This window comes from Rathayibacter sp. PhB186 (genome assembly GCF_003751825.1).
In the GTDB taxonomy this organism is placed as follows: domain Bacteria; phylum Actinomycetota; class Actinomycetes; order Actinomycetales; family Microbacteriaceae; genus Rathayibacter; species Rathayibacter festucae.
In genome coordinates, this window is record NZ_RJKO01000005.1 from 290,345 (window position 1) to 306,173 (window position 15,829).

A 15,829-nucleotide genomic window follows, 5' to 3' on the forward strand; every position below is an offset into this window, starting at 1 on the left:
GGTCCAGCGGCGCAGGTCCGATCCGCGCTCCACGGCCCAGGCGCCGGGAAGGGTCCCGACCACTCGGGGAGGGTTCGGGTCGCCCCGAGTGGTCGTCTGCGCCGACCAGGCAGGATCCAGTGTCCGGAGTCGGGCCCGCGCGCCGCAAGCGCCGCTAGCGGACATGTCCGGAAGAGGGCGCCGGGGGATGCGCGCCCCCGTCCTGGTCGAGCAGCCCCGCAGGGCCTGCGCCCTCATGTCGGTCGAGCATCGCAGCGGCGCATGCGCCCCCCATGTTGGTCGAGTAGCCCCGCAGGGGCGTATCGAGACCCGCCGTCCTCAGCACGGCTGGTCTGCAGACCCGGGTGCTGACGGTGGTGGATCTCGATACGCCCGCTGCGCGGGCTACTCGATCAGCATGGTGAGTGCGCCGGCAGCGGCGGGGGCGAGGCACAGGCCTCGAAGGAGCGCGGCGCAGCCGTCCTTCATGCTGGTCGAGTAGCCCGGAGGGCGTATCGAGACCCGCTGTCCGTCAGGCGGCGGCGGTGAAGCGCAGCAGGATCGTGCGGGCCTCCGGGCGCAGCTGGAAGTCGGGCCAGACGTCCGGGCCGCAGGCGCGCGAGCCGAGGCCGTGCTGGGCGGCGTCGATCGTGAGCACCGAGCGGGTCGAGGCGGGCAGCTCGTGCGGGTGACCCGCCGCCGTCAGCTCGTGCGCGGTGTGGCGCGCGAGCGTGAAGCCGGGGAGCCGGCCGTGCAGGTCGGCCGCCGCCTCGATGCGGAGGCGAGCGGACCCGCCCTCGCTGAGGACCAGCTCCCGCACGGCGCTGCGGTGACCGTTCTCCTGCGGGCGCGCGTACTCCGTCTTCAACTCGTCGATGCCGGCCGAGAAGCGGCCGACCCTGGTCGCGCGCATGCTGTCGGGGTACGACTCCCGCGGACCGGTGCCGAACCACTCCGCGCCGTCGACCGACGCCGGGAGGTCGAGCCGGATGCCCAGCCGCGGCCAGACCGAGCCCCAGCCGCGGGTCGGCACCAGGTCGACGCGGAGGACGACCGCGTCGCCGTCGAGGCTCCACTGCTCCTCGACGAGGAGCGCCGCGTCGAGGTCGGCGGCGGACCAGCGGGTGCGCCGGCGGACTCCCGCCGAGGTGTCGACCGACTCGACCCGGCCGACCAGCCGGTCCAGTCCCGCCTCGCGCCAGCGCGACGCGGAGGACGGCGCGGGCACGCCGTTGCCGTTGCCGGTGCGCGGGTCGCCCTCGGTGTAGGCGGGGAAGCCGTCGCCCTCGTCGTTGTCGGTCGGGGCGCGCCAGAGCTCGGCGCGCGGTCCGTCGACCGCCAGCCCGGCCAGCGCGGTGAGCCGGCCGTTCCGGAAGCTCGCGAGCCCCAGAGCGCCCTCGACGGACGCGCCGCCGCGGGGCGAGCGGGCCCAGGCGGGGATCGGTGCGAGCGCGGAGAGACGGCGCTGACCGGTGGAGATCACGTGCCCCTCCTCGGCCCAGACGGTGCTCGACGCGAGCGCCGCGTCGACGGTCAGCCACGCCTCGCCGCCGGTCGGCACGTCGAAGACGGGCAGCGCCAGGCGCGCGGAGTCGCCGGCCGCGATCGCGAGAGCGTCGAGCACACCCTCCGCGGTGACCCGGCCGTCGAGCTCGAGCCGCCACGCGAAGCGCAGGTCGGCGGTCGACGCGTCGTGACGCCGGTTCTCGACCAGCACGGCGTCGGGCTCGACCGCGACGCGCACCGGCGCCACGATCTGCTTCCACTCGAACAGCCCCGGACTCGGCGTGCCGTCGGAGAGGACCATGCCGTCCATCACGAAGTTGCCGTCGTGCACGACCTCGCCGAAGTCGCCGCCGTAGGCGTAGTACTCGACGCCCTCCGGCGTGCGGGCGCGCAGACCGTGGTCGCGCCACTCCCAGACGAAGCCGCCGTGCAGCCGCGGGTAGCGGTCGACGAGGTCCTCGTACTGGTCGATCGCTCCGGGGCCGTTGCCCATCGCGTGCACGTACTCGCAGAGCAGGAACGGCTTCGAGCGCTGGCGCGCCGACTCGCCCGCGGAGCAGCCGAGCAGCGGCGTGCGCGAGTCGTCGCGGCCGATCTGCTCGGTCTCGGGGATCGACGAGTACATCCGCGAGTAGACGTCGGTGTAGGCGCCGGTGTAGTCGCCCTCGTAGTGCACGGGGCGCTCGGGGTCGCGGCCGTGCACCCAGGACGACATGGCGGCGAGGTTCGCGCCGGTGCCGGCCTCGTTGCCGAGCGACCAGATCACGATGCTCGGGTGGTTCTTGTCGCGCTCGACGGTGCGCTCGATCCGGTCGAGGTACGCCTCGCGCCAGGCCGGGTCGTCGCTGGGGTTGCCCTTCCAGCCGTAGCGCTCGAAGCCGTGGGTCTCGAGGTCGCACTCGAGGATCACCCAGAAGCCCAGCTCGTCGGCGAGGTCGAGCAGGCGCGGGTGCGGCGGGTAGTGGCTGGTGCGGATCGCGTTGACGTTGAACCGCTTCATCATCGCGAGGTCCGCTCGGGCGAAGTCCTCGTCGAAGGCGCGGCCGCGGTCGGGGTGCGTCTCGTGGCGGTTGACGCCGTGGAAGACGACGCGCTCGCCGTTGACCAGGAAGCGGTCGCCGCGGATCTCGACGGTGCGGAAGCCCAGGCGGAGCGAGACCGTCTCGCCCGAGGAGGCGACCTCGGCGTCGTAGAGGCGGGGCGCCTCCGCCGACCACGGCTCGACGGCCGGCACCTCGATCGGAGCGACGTCCGCGGCGCTCGCCCAGACCGTCTCGATCCCGAGCTCGGGGACGCGGAGGGTGACCGGGAAGGCCGCGTCGTCCGCCGTCAGCTCGGTCTCGATCCGGCCCGCGCCGGCGGCGAAGGAGGCGCGCACGAAGACGTCCTCGACGCCGCCGACCGGGCGGGCGATCAGGTGCACCGAGCGGAAGATCCCCGGCAGCCACCACTGGTCCTGGTCCTCGACGTAGCTCGCGGCGGACCACTGGTGCACGCGGACGACGACGAGGTTCTCGCCGGGCCGCACCGCCTCGGTGACGTCGAACTCCTGCGCGAGCCGGCTGCCCGAGCCGATGCCGATCTCGACGCCGTTGACCCAGACGCGGTAGCGCGACTCGACGCCGTCGAAGCGGAGCACGACCGCCTCGGCGCCGGCGAACGACTCCGGCAGCTCGAAGCTGCGGCGGTGGTCGCCGGTCGGGTTCTCGTCCGGGACGAACGGCGGCTCGGTCGGGAAGGGGAACTGCACGTTCGTGTAGGCGGGGAGTCCGTAGCGCCCGTCGCCCTGGAGGACCCAGTGCGACGGGACGGGCAGCACGTCCCAGCCGGAGTCGTCGAAGGACTCCGCCCCGACGTCGTCCACCCCCTCGCCCTCGGGCAGCGCGTCGGCGCCGCCGGGCGTGCCCGGTGCGGCGGGGAGCAGGCGGAAGCGCCAGTCCCCGTCGAGCGAGAGCGTCGGTGCGTCGGTGTGCAGCCACGAGCGGGCGGCGCGGCGCCGGCCGGAGCCGGGGCCGGTGTCGGCGAGGTAGTGGAGGGACGTCGGGGCGAGGGTCACTTGACGGATCCTTCGGTCAGGCCGCCGCGCCAGAAGCGCTGCAGCACGATCATGGCGATGGCGAGCGGGATGATCGACAGCAGGACGCCGCCGGTCGTGAGCTCGTAGAACTCGGGCAGCCGGTCCACCTGGCTGAGCCAGTTGTTCAGGCCGAGGGTGATCGGGAAGAGCTCGGTGTCCGAGAGCATCACGAGCGGCAGGAAGTAGTTGTTCCAGATCCCGACCAGCTGGAAGAGGAACACGGTGACCAGCGCCGGGGTGAGGATCCGCAGCCCGAGGGTGTGGAAGATCCGCAGCTCGCTCGCGCCGTCGATCCTGGCGGCCTCGATGATGGCCGTGTCGACCGTCGCCTGCGCGTAGATCCGGCAGAGGAACAGGCCGAACGGCGAGACCAGCGAGGGGATCAGCACGCTCCAGTAGGTGTTCGCGATGCCCATCTGGCTGAAGAGCAGGAACAGCGGGAGCGCGGTGGCGGTCCCGGGGACGAGGACGCCCGCGAGGATCGTGCCGAAGACGAGCTTGCTGCCCTTGAACTCGTACTTCGCCAGCGCGTAGCCGCCCGCGGCCGCGAGGTAGGTCGCGAGCAGCGCGCCGACGCCGGCGTAGAGGACGGAGTTGAGGAACCAGCGGACGAAGATGCCGCCGTCGTAGGTCAGCACCTGGCCCAGGTTGTCCCAGAGCGCGAAGGTCGGCGCGAACCAGAAGCCGTAGGTGGCGAAGAGGTCGCCGGTGGTCTTCGTCGCGGCGACGACGACCCAGTAGACCGGGATCAGGAAGTAGATCGCGACGACGACGAGGATCGCGGTGACGATGATCGTCGAGGCGCGGTTGCGCCCGGCCGAGCGGTCGGGGCCGCGGCCGGCCTTCGCGGGCCGTTCAGCGGTGACGATGCCGGTGGTCGTGGGCGCATCGGCGGTGGCGCGCTCCGTCGTGCTCATGAGGACTTCCTGTTCGAGATCGAGAGGAACGTGAAGGAGAGGGCGAACGCGACGAGCGCGATCAGCACGGCCTGCGCGGCGGCGACGTTGTAGTCGTTGTACGCGAAGGCGGTGGTGTACGCGCTGAGGTTCGGCGTGTACTGGCTGTCGATCGCGGGTGCGACCGTCTTCAGCACCTGCGCCTCGGCGAACAGCTGGAGCGTGCCGATGATCGAGAAGATCGTCGTGAGCACGAGGGCCGGGCGGATCAGCGGGAGCTGGATGCTCCGCGCGACCCGCCAGGTGGAGGCTCCGTCGACCTTCGCGGCCTCGTAGAGCTCGACCGGGATCGACTTCAGCTGAGCGACGATGATCAGCATGTTGTAGCCGGTGTAGCTCCAGAGCGAGATGTTCGCGATCGACCAGAGCACCGAGTTCGCGCCGAGGAAGTCGGGGTCGAGGCCGACGATGTTCGCGGCGTCGATGATCGGGCTGAGCCCGGGCACGTAGAGGAAGGACCACAGGATCGTGGCGATGACACCGGGCACGCCGTAGGGCAGGAAGTAGGCGGCGCGGAAGAAGCCGGGGAAGCGCGCGGAGGCGGACTCGAGCATCAGCGCGAGCACCGTGCACAGCGCGATCATGATCGGCACCTGCACGATGCCGAAGAGGAACATCCGGCCGATCGAGGCGATGAAGTTGCCGTCGGCGAGGGCCTGCGCGTAGTTGTCGAAGCCGGCGAAGCCGCTGGTCACGCCCGCCTCGCCGAAGAGGCCCGAGCGGGTCACCTTCGTGAAGCTCGAGCCGATGGCGACGACGATCGGGATGATGAAGGTGAGGACGAAGAGCGCCAGGAACGGCGCCAGCAGGATCCACGGGGCGCGGGTGACGGAGCGGCTCCGCTTCGAGGCGCCGGGCGCCTTCGAGGTGGCGGCGACCGCGGCGGCGGCGGGGGAGGTCGTGGTGGTCATGCGGAGGCCTTCCTGATGCTGAGGCCCTTGTTCTGGAAGACCGTGATGATCTGCTGCTCCGCCTGCGCGACGGCGTCGACGAGGGAGAGCCCGGACGCCTTCTTGCGGAAGCCGTCGCTGAGGATGTTGAACGACTGCTGGGTCACCGGCCACCAGGACCAGTCCGGGTTCTGCTCCGTCGCGGCGGGGACGAAGACGTCCTCGTTGTAGTTCTGGCCGCTGAAGAACTCGCTCGGGCCCTTCCGGACCGAGCCGATCTCGCCGACCGCCGGGGACCAGCCGATGCCGCTGTTGGCGATCATCGCGTCGATGCCCTCCTGCGTGGTGGTCATCCAGACGGCGAACTCGAGCGCCTCCTTCGGGTGCTTGCTGTTCGCGAAGACCGCGGCCGTCGAGCCGCCGAGGAAGCTCGAGCCGTAGCCCGTGCCCTCCCAGACCGGCATCGGCGCCGCGCGCCACTTGCCGGCGCCGCCGCTGACGCCCTCGATCAGGGCGTCGCCCCAGCTCGCCGTCGTGCAGGAGGCGATCCCGCCGTTCGCGGCGGCCGCGAACCAGGCGGGGGAGTAGGCGCCGTAGCCGACCTCGACCAGGTCCTGGTCGATCGCGGAGTCGAAGAAGGCGGCGACCTTCGTGGTGGCCTCGTCGGTCATGTCGATGACCCAGCCGTCCTCCTCCGCCTTCAGCCACTGCGCGCCGGCCTGCGTCGCGAACGCGGCGAAGACGGAGGCGTCGGCGAGCGGGAAGCAGTCGATGTAGGAGTCGACGCCGCGCAGCTCGGTCGCGACCGCGGCCCAGTCGTCCCAGGTGGTGGGCGTCTCGGCGCCGACACTGTCGAAGATCTCCGGCTGGTAGAACAGCGCCATCGGGCCACTGTCCTGCGGGATCCCGTAGACGCCGCCGGTGTAGCTGACCTGGCCCCAGAGCGTGGGGTCGTAGCGGTCGGCGTAGTCCTCGGCGCCGTAGCGGTTGAGGTCGACGAGGCCGTTCACGAGCAGGAACTCGGGGAGCGAGCGCATCTCGACCTGGCCGAGGTCGGGCCCGCCGCCGGCCGCGAGGGCCGAGTAGAGCTTCTGATAGCCGCCGGCGTTGCCGCCGGGGATCCAGACCGCGTCGACCTGGACCTCGGGGTGCGAGGCGTTCCAGACGTCGCAGACCTTCTGCAGGTCCTTGAGCCAGGCCCAGTACTGGAGCCGGATCGGCCCGCTGGCCGCCGGGATCGCCGCGCCGGCGTTGACCGAGACGGTGCCGGGCGTGGAGCAGGCGGTGAGGCCGCCGAGTGCCGCGGTGCCGAGGCCCGCGGCGAGCAGCTGTCGCCGGGTGAACGGATGCATGTGTCCCTCACTTCATCGTGGTGGAGTCCGGGACCAGTCCGCCCGGCTGATCCGGACGCTATCACAATTTCGAGTGCGTACTCGAAATTGGTGGACGGCACCGCTCGGGCGCTCCGAGCGCGCGCTACGCTGGGCGATCGACCGGCTGCGCAGCCGGCACTTCGAGGGCGAGGAGCGGCTGATGGCGGAGGCGGGCACCACCCGGAGCGCGCGCCGCGGCCCCTACGCGAAGTCGGCCGAGCGGCGGCGCGCGATCATCGAGGCGGCGCACGCGGTCTTCGCCGCCCGCGGCTACGCCCGCGGCTCGCTGCAGGACGTCGCCGACCGGGTCGGGCTCAGCCAGACGAGCCTTTTGCACTACTTCCCGTCGAAGACCGATCTGCTCCTGGCCGTGCTGCAGCATCGCGACCGGATCACCGGAGACGGCTCGACGCCCGCCGATCCCGAGGAGGGGCTCGTCGAGGGCATCGTCCGCCAGACCCGCTACAACGAGACGGCGCCCGGGGTGATCGAGCTCTACGCGGTGCTCTGCGGGGAGTCGACGACCGACGAGCACCCGGGGCGCGACTTCTTCGCGTCGCGCTTCCAGCGGCTGCGCGCGGACTACGCCGGCCAGCTCCGGGAGCTGCGCGCCGCGGGCCGGCTGCGCGAGGGCGCGGATCCGGACCGGGTGGCCGCCTCGATCATCGCGCTCTGGGACGGCATCCAGCTGCAGTGGCTGCTGGAGAACGACGCGGTCGACATGGTGGCCTGCCTGACCGACTACCTCGACCTGATGATCCTGCCCGCGCCGTAGGCTCCGGGCATGACTCTCACCCAAGGCTCCGGCTGGCTCTGGTTCGCTCTCGCCATCGTCACGGCCGGCCTCGCCGAGCAGAAGGGCCGCTCGCGCTGGCGCTGGTTCGTGCTCGGGCTGCTGCTCGGCCCGATCGCGACGGCGCTCGTCGTGCTCTGGGCGCGACCGGAGGCCGGGGTGGCGACCGACGTGCGCTGGAACTTCGCGATCGGCGCCGGCGTCGCCGCGGTGGCGCTCGCGCTCGTCGCGGTCACGTCGGCGCTCTGGCTGCTGCTCGTCCCCGCGGCGGTCGCGGCGCTCGTCGCCGGCCTGCTCGCCTGGCTCAGCCGCCGCGTCCCGTACGAGCACCTGCCCCGCTGACGCGTGGATCTCGATACGCCCTCTGCGAGGGCTACTCGATCAGCAGGGGGCGAGACCCCGGCGCCTACGGCAGCAGGCGCGTCGGGCCACGGAAGAGGTAGGTGACCTCGCGGAGGTTGGCCTGCCCGAGCATCAGCATGATCACGCGGGAGAGGCCCATGCCGAAGCCGCCGTGCGGGGGGACGCCGTAGCGGAAGAAGTCGAGGTAGAACTCGAGCTCCTCCGGCTCCAGGCCCTTCTCGCGCGCCTGCTCGACGAGGACGTCGACGCGGTGCTCGCGCTGCGCTCCGGTGGAGATCTCGACGCCGTTGTAGATGAGGTCGTAGCTGTTGGTGATCGTTCCGTCGCCCTCGCGGCGCATGTGGTAGAACGGCCGGATGCTCGAGGCGTAGTCGGTCAGGAAGACGAAGTCGTGGCCGAACTCCTCCTGCACGTACGCCGCGATGCGGCGCTCGCCCTCGGGGTCCATGTCGTCGTCGGCCCGGGGCACCTCGTAGCCGCGCTCGGCGACGATCCGCTTGGCCTCGGCGAGCGGGATGCGCGGGAACGGCGTGGTCGGCACGCGCAGGTCGATGTCGAAGAGCGCCTTGATCGCCTCGCCGTGCTTCTCGACGACCGCGGTGAGGCCGGCGACGATGAGCTGCTCGTGCAGCTCCATCACGTCCTCGTGCGAGTCGATCCAGGAGACCTCGGCGTCGACGCTGGTGAACTCGGTCGCGTGCCGCGAGGTGAAGCTCGGGTCGGCGCGGAACGCGGGCCCGACCTCGAACACCTTGCCGAAGCCGGCCGGCTGCGCCATCTGCTTGAAGAACTGCGGGCTCTGCGCGAGGTAGGCCTTGGTCTCGAAGTACTCGACCTCGAAGAGCTCGGCGCGCGACTCGGAGGCGCTCGCCATCAGCTTCGGGGTGTGGATCTCGATGAAGTCGTGCTCGATCCAGTACGTGCGCAGCGCGTGCTCGAACGTGGTCTGCACCCGGGCGATCAGGTTCTGCTCGGGGCGGCGCAGGTCGAGGAAGCGCCAGTCCATCCGCTTGTCGATGCCGGAGTCGGCCGCGATCGGCGCCTCGGGGATCGACGCGCTGACGATCTCGAGCGTCTCGAGCTTGACCTCGAGGCCGCCGAGCTTGACGCGCTCGTCGTGCTTGAGCTGACCGGTCACGCTGACGAACGAGCCCTGCGCGAGCCCGGAGATCGCCTCGGTGATCGCGAGCTTCGCGGCGGAGGCGTCGTCGCCCTCGACGGCCTCGCGGACGGCCGGGTTCACCAGCTGCACGGCGCCGGACTCGTCGCGGAGGACGACGAACTGCACCTTCTTCTGATCGCGCACGGTCTCGACCCAGCCGGCGACGCGCACCGGCCCGTCCTCGAGCGCGGCGAGCTTGCTGACGGTGGTTCGGGGGAGGCGGGTCTCGTCGGTCACGGTAGGGGAGTCTACCCGCGGGGTCCGCTGAGGGGTCAGCGCAGCACGCCCAGGCGGCGGGCCGCCGAGACGGCGGCGGTGCGGGAGGCGACGCCGAGCTTCGCGAACACGTGCGCGAGGTGCGACTTGACCGTGGTCTCCGTCACGAACAGCCGGGCGGCGACCTCGGTGTTGCTGAGGCCCTGGGCGACGAGGGCGAGCACCTCGGTCTCGCGGGCGCTGAGCCGCGGGGCGGGGGAGCGGAGGCGCTCGAACAGCCGTGCGGCGACGGCGGGGGCGAGCGCGCTCTCGCCGGCGGCGGCCGCGCGGATCGCCGCGAGCAGCTCCTCCGGCGGCGCGTCCTTGAGCAGGTAGCCGCTCGCGCCGGCCTCCACCGCGCCCAGGATGTCCGCGTCGGTGTCGTAGGTCGTGAGGACGAGGACGGAGGGCGGCTCGGCGGAGGAGCGCAGCGCCCGCGTCGCGTCGACGCCGGTCTCCCGGTCGGCGCCGAAGCGCAGGTCCATCAGCACCACGTCCGGGTGCAGGTGGGCGGCGGCGTCGATCGCCTCCGCGGGGGAGCCGGCCTCGCCGACCACGGTCAGTCCGTCCTCCGCGCCTATCAGCGCGCGCAGCCCGGCGCGGACGATGGGGTGGTCGTCGACGAGGAGCACGCGGATCACGCGGCGCCCCCCGCGGGGAGCTCGGCGCGGACCGTCGTCCCGGCCGGCGAGGAGTCGACGTCCAGCCGCCCGCCGAGCTGCTCGGCCCGCTCGCGCATCGCCCGCAGGCCGAAGGAGTCGCGCCGGGCCGAGGGGGTGTCCGCCTCGGGATCGAAGCCGGCCCCGTCGTCCGCGATCTCGAGGCGGGCGGTGCGACCGTCGCTGCGGAGCGTCAGCGCGACCGTGCTCGCTCCCGAGTGCTGCAGCGCGTTCGCGACCGCGCCCTGGGCGAGCCGGAGCAGCGCCGTCTGCGTCTGCATCGGCAGCGCGCGGCCGTCCTCGGCGTCGACCGTCACGACGACTCCCGAGCGCTCCCAGTGCGTGGCGGCCAGTCGCCGCAGCGCTCCGTCGATGCTCTCGCTGTCGAGGGCGGGCGGGGAGAGCTCGCGGATGAAGCGCCGGGTCTCGTCCAGATCGGCGGCGGCGGTCTCCCGGGCGAGGCGGACGTGCTCGATCCCCGGCCGCCCCGGGTCCGCGCGCTCGGCCGCGTGCAGCAGCATCTGGATGCTGGAGAGGCCCTGCGCGACGGTGTCGTGGATCTCGCGGGCCAGCCGGGAGCGCTCCTCGGCGACGGCGGCCGCGCGCTCGCTCGCGCCGAGTCGGTCGCGGGTGGCGAGCAGCTCGGCGAGCAGCTCCTCCCGCTCGCGCGCCTCCCGGGCGAGGGCGCGCGCGGCGAGGCCGATCAGGATCGCGATCCCGGCGGCGATCACCGGCCCGACGACCCCGCCGATGCTCCACCGGCCGTCCCAGCCGAGGGCCGCGACGGCGATGCCGGTGAGGCCGAGCACCGCGGCGATCGCCGCCCGCGGGGGCAGCACGTGCATCGCCAGGAAGAACAGCGGGAACGCGAGGTAGGCGGCGTCGGACTCGAGCAGGACGAGCGCGGCCCAGGCGACGGTCACTCCCGCGAGCCACAGCATCCCGCGGCGGCGCGAGCGGGCCGTCCAGCGCGGCCCGGCGAGGTACGCGCCGAGCAGGAGGAGGCAGAGCAGGAGCACCGCCGGAGTGCGCGGGCCGGGCTCGACGACCGTGCGCACGGCGACCAGGGCGAGCAGGCCGCCGACCAGGAGGTGCAGTCCCGCGCGCAGTCCCGTCAGGACGGGGGCGAGCGGAGTGTGCGGCACGGGGGAACGCTACGCACCGCGGGGCTGCCTGTCATCGTGCGAAAGGAGGAGGCGGCCGTCCCTCGAAGAGCGGGCGGCGGCCCCGCTCGACCGCACGATGCGCCGGATCCGCGCCGCTTCCAGGCTGGAGGGGCTGCCGATCCCCGCGGCATCGACTCCCTGGAGGTCCCCGTGTTCGTCGCCTGGCGCGAGCTGCGTTCCGCACGCGGCCGATTCCTGCTCATCGGCGCGGTGGTCGCGCTGCTCACCCTCCTGGTCGGGTTCCTCTCCGGCCTGACCGGCGGTCTGGCCCTGCAGAACGTCTCGGCGGTGCTGAGTGTCCCCGCCGACCGCCTCGTCTTCTCGGCCGGCGACGACGCACCCTCGTTCGCCGACTCCTCGGTCACCGCGCAGCAGGAGGCGGAGTGGGCGGCGCTGCCGGGCGTCGCGTCCGTCGAGCCGCTCGGCGTGCTGCAGGCGCGGGCGGAGGCGGGCGGGGCGCGCGTCGCGGTCGCCGTCCTCGGCGTCGACGCGGCGCTCGGGGCTCCCGCCGACCCGGGCGGCATCGCGCTCTCGGCCCCGGCGGCGAGAGCGCTCGGCGTCGGAGTGGGGGACACCGTGAGCATCGCCGGCACCTCCGCCGTCGTCTCCTCGATCGGCGGCGACGACTGGTACAGCCACACCCCCGTCGTCCGCCTCCCGCTCGCCGCCTGGCAGGCGCTCGCGGCCTCGCTCGGCACACCGGCCGACGCGACCGTCCTCGCGGTGCGCGGCTCGCCGGACTGGGCGGCGGGGGAGGCGGCGACCAGCATGGTCTCGCGCGCTCCGCTCGCCGCGCTCACCGCGATCGGGTCGTTCCGGTCCGAGATCGGCTCGCTGCTGCTGATGGTCGCGATGCTCTTCGGGATCGCCGCGCTGGTCGTCGGCGCGTTCTTCACGGTCTGGACGATGCAGCGCTCCGGCGACATCGCCGTGCTGAAGGCCCTCGGAGCGTCGACGCGCTCGCTGCTCCGGGACTCCCTCGGCCAGGCTCTCGTCGTGCTGATCGCCGGGACGGGGGCGGGGCTGCTCGCCGTGGTCGGGCTCGGGAGCCTGGCCGGCTCCGCCCTGCCCTTCCTGCTCAGTCCCGTGACCACGCTGGCTCCGGCCGCGCTGATGATCGCGCTGGGGCTGCTCGGCGCCGCCGCGGCCCTGCGCGCCGTCGTCTCCACCGACCCCCTCACCGCACTCGGGAGCGCACGATGATCGAACTGCACGACGCCACCCTCACCTTCGACGACGGCGGCTCGCGCCTCACCGCGGTCGACCGGGCCGACCTCGAGTGCCGGCCGGGGACCACGACCGGGCTGACCGGCCCGAGCGGCTCCGGCAAGTCCAGCCTGCTCGCCCTGGCGGCGACGCTGATCCGCCCGGACTCCGGCCGCGTGCTGATCGACGGCGACGACGTGTCGCGCCTGTCCCGGGCGGGGGCGGCCCGGCTGCGCCGCTCCCGGATCGGCATCGTCTTCCAGCAGGCCAACCTGCTGCCCGCGCTGACGGCCCGCGAGCAGCTGCTGGTGATGGACCGGCTCGGCGACCGGCGGCGCTCCTCGGCGTCGGCGCGGGCGGACGAGCTGCTCGCGGAGGTCGGTCTCGCGGACCGCGCCCACGCCCGCCCGGCGCAGCTCTCGGGCGGTCAGCGGCAGCGGGTGAACATCGCCCGCGCGCTGATGAACGCGCCGTCGGTCCTGCTGGTCGACGAGCCGACGAGCGCCCTGGACACCGAGCGCGGCGCGGCGATCATCGACCTGATCGTCCGCCTCACCCGCGAGCGCGGCACGGCGACGCTCTTGGTGACGCACGAGGAGGCACACCTCCCGCGACTCGACCGCGTCGCGACGATGCGGGACGGGCGGTTGTCGGCGGGCGAGCCGTGCGCCGCGGTGCCGGAAGGGCGGCGGTCCGCGGCGCGGTAGCACGGCCACTCGTCGAGACGACGCGCAAGGGGGCCGGCTCCTTATCCGCAGCCGCCGGAGATCGACCGTCCTGTCCGGCGCGAAGGCGAGCAGCATCTGCCGCTTTCCGCTGAGATTCTTCGCCTTTCACGAATTCACGAATGACGTGAGTGAGAAGGCGGGCGAGAAAGGATGTCCGAAAGGTCCCGTAAAATCGGCCGATGATCACACTGGGCCTGTCGCGATCCCCGAGTGGGAGGATAGCGCTCGCCTCTCTCTGCTCGCGAATACTCGGTTTCGTGCGACTCTCCCTTCTCATCTCCGCCGTCGGGGGGACCAGCAGTGCCGTCGGCGGTCAGGTCTTCGAAGTCGCGAACTCGGCGCCCACTTATCTGTACGGACTCATCGCCGGCGGAGTCCTCGGTGCCGTGTTGATTCCGAAGATCGTGCATGCGCGAATGAGTGGATCGGAGGGAGTCGCTCTTCTCGAGCGCATGCTCACGGTCTGCCTGCTGGGCGCCGCGGTGGTGACCGTCGCCCTCACCTTCGCGGCGCCCCTCGTCGTCTCGCTCTATGCGAGTCGCTGGTCGGAGAGCTGGTCCGGACTCGCCACTCAGATGGCGTACTGGTGTCTACCGCAGGTGTTCTTCTACGTCGTCTTCGCGGTGGGGGCCCAGTTGCTCAATGCTTCCGAGAAGTACGGTCCCGCCGCCTGGGCGCCGGGAGCTGCGAATCTCGTCTCCATTCTCGGTATCGCGGCTTTCATGGTGGCTTACCCGGAGGCTGCGGAGAAGCCGGTCGCCGAATGGACGTCCGGCATGGTCGCCCTCCTCTGCGGCACGGCTACCGCGTCGATCGCGGTGCAGGGGCTGATCACTGTCCTGTTCCTCCGCTCGACGGGATACACGTTCCGGCTGCGTCTGGGGTTCGGTGGGCTCGCGTCCGTCTCCCGAGACGCGTCGTGGGTCTTCGGCGGAGTCCTGGCGGCTGAAGCCGCCTACATCGTCGTCTCGAACGTCGCGACCGCGGCCGGGGAGTCCCTGAACGAGCGGGGCGTCGACGGCGCCAGCCTCAACTCCTACTCGAGCGCTCTGCTGCTCTTCCTGCTGCCGCACGGCATCGTGGTCGCGTCGGTGGCTACCGCGATGTTCACTCCGCTCAGCACGGCTGTCCGCGACGGCGACCTCTCTTCCGCTGTCGGGAATCTCCGGCGGACGGAGGACGTCGTTCTTCTGCTCACGTCTCTCTCGACGGTTCTGTATCTCGGTGCCGCGCCGCTCCTGACGGACGTGCTCTGGGGAACGCCGCTCATCGGTGAGGTCCTGCAGATCCTCGCCGTCGGACTGATCGGCTTCAGCCTCACCTACGTCCTGAATCGAGCGATGTTCGCTCTCGGACGAGCTCGGGACTCCCTCGTCACCCAGTTCGTCTCATCGGGTTGCGTCGCCCTCGCGGCCGGCCTCGGTGGATCGTTGCTCGAGCCCGCGCTCGTGATCCCTGCGATCGCTGCTGCGACGTCCGTCGGATCTCTCGCGTCCTGGGGTGTGGCGCACCGCCTCGTCCGGCGGCGTCTCAGAACACTCACCGGCGGCGCGTCCGGCCTCCTCGACCACCGGTCAGGCAGGCGACGATGGGCGCCCTTCGCGGCGTTGTCGGGGAGTGGGAGCCTGGCGCTGCTGATCGATTCGACGGTCAGCTCTCCGGGAGACCTGGTCGCCGAGGTGGGCCTCCTCACCGGAACGGTGCTCGTCATCGCCGGCGCCTACTGTCTCGTCCACCGTCTCGTCGGACAGATCTGGCCGTGGGCAGCTCTGCGCGAGCACTGACGAGGAAGCGAACCACGGCGCCGACAAGGCGCTTCGTCCTCGGCCTGCGTCGATCAGTGAATGTCGCAGCGAGGACGGGCGCATTCTCGTCGAGTCGCGTCAGGTAGGGGCGCGGGGGAGGCGGCCCCCGTCTCGGTCACGTCCGACGAGTGGTCAGCGTCCGGTGCCCGAGTTCCAGAGGGCAACCGTTGAGCCACCGGATCCGGCATAGATGACGAGGTTGCCGTCGGCCTGCATCACCATCCTGTGATGAGGACGTAGCGGACTGGTGTTCGAAGCCCAGTCGACACCACCGACCGTGGTGACCCCGGGCCCTCCATCGTACGACGGTCGATAGTTGTTCCTGTAGATGACGGCGTTTCCGTCCTCCTGCATGTTGAGACCAGTCGGGTGCAGGAGCAGGTCCAGGCCGCCTCGATCCGTTTTCGTCGCCCAGATCGGCCTGTCCCCGCGGTAGATGACGAAGTTCTGATCGGATTGGAACTCAGCACGGTAGTCACCGGATCGGAGGCAGAAATCACCGCGACCGAAGTAGTACCCGGATGCCTGGAAATAGTACGTCGATCTACCGCAGTCTGCGGCGCTCGAAAGTGGTGCGACTGCCGTCGCGCCGATGCAGAGGCAGACTGCTGCGACTGATGCCGCGGTTCTCGACAGCCTTCTCGTGAAATTCATTTCTTCTCCCTAGTGATGTCCTTATCTCTTCGAGGCGAGCGCCAGCAACCGGCTGCGAGCGCCATTCTTCAAGGCGGAGCGGCCTCGGCGGAACCGTGGGGTTCCAGCCCGTCTAGAACGACATTAACTCTGAGATTATGAAATCCCTCATAAGGGGGACAGTGTGTGAATAAACGACGTTTCACGCCATTTCACGCGCAGGCGCGAAATGCGTCTAGTGGTGGTCTTCGTGTTGCTATCTTCATTGTTGAGATCGG

Annotated in this window: 13 protein-coding genes; 5 read left to right on the forward strand and 8 right to left on the reverse strand. The window is 71.5% G+C overall.

Going from position 1 to position 15,829, the window contains the following annotated elements:
* Window positions 1-511 precede the first annotated feature (511 nt).
* From EDF45_RS14625 to EDF45_RS14640, 4 genes are read right to left on the reverse strand one after another with little or no spacing between them, the layout of a single operon-like run.
* Complete coding sequence (locus EDF45_RS14625) at window positions 512-3,541, reverse strand: glycoside hydrolase family 2 TIM barrel-domain containing protein (protein ID WP_123736767.1); 3,030 nt, start codon at window positions 3,539-3,541, stop codon at window positions 512-514.
* Window positions 3,538-4,479, reverse strand: a complete 942-nt coding sequence (locus tag EDF45_RS14630; RefSeq protein ID WP_123705362.1) for a carbohydrate ABC transporter permease — start codon at window positions 4,477-4,479, stop codon at window positions 3,538-3,540. The genes EDF45_RS14625 and EDF45_RS14630 overlap by 4 nt, the downstream gene beginning before the upstream one ends.
* Complete coding sequence (locus tag EDF45_RS14635; RefSeq protein WP_123736768.1) at window positions 4,476-5,429, reverse strand: carbohydrate ABC transporter permease; 954 nt, start codon at window positions 5,427-5,429, stop codon at window positions 4,476-4,478. Before EDF45_RS14635 ends, EDF45_RS14630 begins: the two co-directional genes overlap by 4 nt.
* A complete protein-coding gene (locus EDF45_RS14640; RefSeq protein WP_123736769.1) occupies window positions 5,426-6,760 on the reverse strand; it encodes an ABC transporter substrate-binding protein in 1,335 nt (444 codons plus the stop codon). Before EDF45_RS14640 ends, EDF45_RS14635 begins: the two co-directional genes overlap by 4 nt.
* Window positions 6,761-6,833: 73 nt before the next feature.
* Here EDF45_RS14640 and EDF45_RS14645 point away from each other — a divergent pair, with 73 nt between their 5' ends.
* Both EDF45_RS14645 and EDF45_RS14650 read left to right on the forward strand, forming a co-directional pair.
* Window positions 6,834-7,556, forward strand: coding sequence for a TetR/AcrR family transcriptional regulator (locus EDF45_RS14645; RefSeq protein ID WP_260312217.1), 723 nt, complete (start codon window positions 6,834-6,836; stop codon window positions 7,554-7,556).
* Between the two features lie 9 nt (window positions 7,557-7,565).
* Window positions 7,566-7,916, forward strand: a complete 351-nt coding sequence (locus EDF45_RS14650) for a hypothetical protein (RefSeq protein ID WP_123736771.1) — start codon at window positions 7,566-7,568, stop codon at window positions 7,914-7,916.
* Window positions 7,917-7,980: 64 nt separating this feature from the next.
* Here the strand turns inward: EDF45_RS14650 and aspS are convergent, their stop codons facing one another.
* From aspS to EDF45_RS14665, 3 genes are read right to left on the reverse strand one after another with little or no spacing between them, the layout of a single operon-like run.
* Window positions 7,981-9,336 carry an aspartate--tRNA(Asn) ligase gene (gene aspS / locus EDF45_RS14655; protein WP_243581297.1) on the reverse strand — a complete coding sequence of 452 codons (1,356 nt, stop codon included), beginning with the start codon at window positions 9,334-9,336 and terminating at the stop codon, window positions 7,981-7,983.
* A 35-nt stretch (window positions 9,337-9,371) separates the two neighbouring features.
* Window positions 9,372-9,995, reverse strand: a complete 624-nt coding sequence (locus EDF45_RS14660; protein WP_123736772.1) for a response regulator transcription factor — start codon at window positions 9,993-9,995, stop codon at window positions 9,372-9,374.
* The gene (locus tag EDF45_RS14665; RefSeq protein WP_123736773.1) at window positions 9,992-11,158 is read right to left on the reverse strand and encodes a sensor histidine kinase; all 1,167 of its coding nucleotides are present in this window, start codon (window positions 11,156-11,158) and stop codon (window positions 9,992-9,994) included. The genes EDF45_RS14660 and EDF45_RS14665 overlap by 4 nt, the downstream gene beginning before the upstream one ends.
* 171 nt (window positions 11,159-11,329) lie before the next feature.
* Here EDF45_RS14665 and EDF45_RS14670 point away from each other — a divergent pair, with 171 nt between their 5' ends.
* The 3 genes from EDF45_RS14670 to murJ all read left to right on the forward strand — a co-directional run bounded on the left by EDF45_RS14670 (window position 11,330) and on the right by murJ (window position 14,897).
* Window positions 11,330-12,382, forward strand: coding sequence for an ABC transporter permease (locus EDF45_RS14670; protein WP_123736774.1), 1,053 nt, complete (start codon window positions 11,330-11,332; stop codon window positions 12,380-12,382).
* Entirely contained in the window at window positions 12,379-13,092 is a 714-nt protein-coding gene (locus EDF45_RS14675; RefSeq protein ID WP_123736775.1) for an ABC transporter ATP-binding protein, read from the forward strand. Before EDF45_RS14670 ends, EDF45_RS14675 begins: the two co-directional genes overlap by 4 nt.
* Before the next feature lie 200 nt (window positions 13,093-13,292).
* Window positions 13,293-14,897: a murein biosynthesis integral membrane protein MurJ gene (murJ, locus tag EDF45_RS14680; protein WP_123736776.1), complete on the forward strand. Its 1,605-nt coding sequence runs from the start codon at window positions 13,293-13,295 to the stop codon at window positions 14,895-14,897.
* A 153-nt stretch (window positions 14,898-15,050) separates the two neighbouring features.
* On the opposite strand, the gene EDF45_RS14685 is transcribed toward murJ, so the two are convergent.
* Window positions 15,051-15,572: a hypothetical protein gene (locus EDF45_RS14685; protein WP_123736777.1), complete on the reverse strand. Its 522-nt coding sequence runs from the start codon at window positions 15,570-15,572 to the stop codon at window positions 15,051-15,053.
* Window positions 15,573-15,829 lie beyond the last annotated feature (257 nt).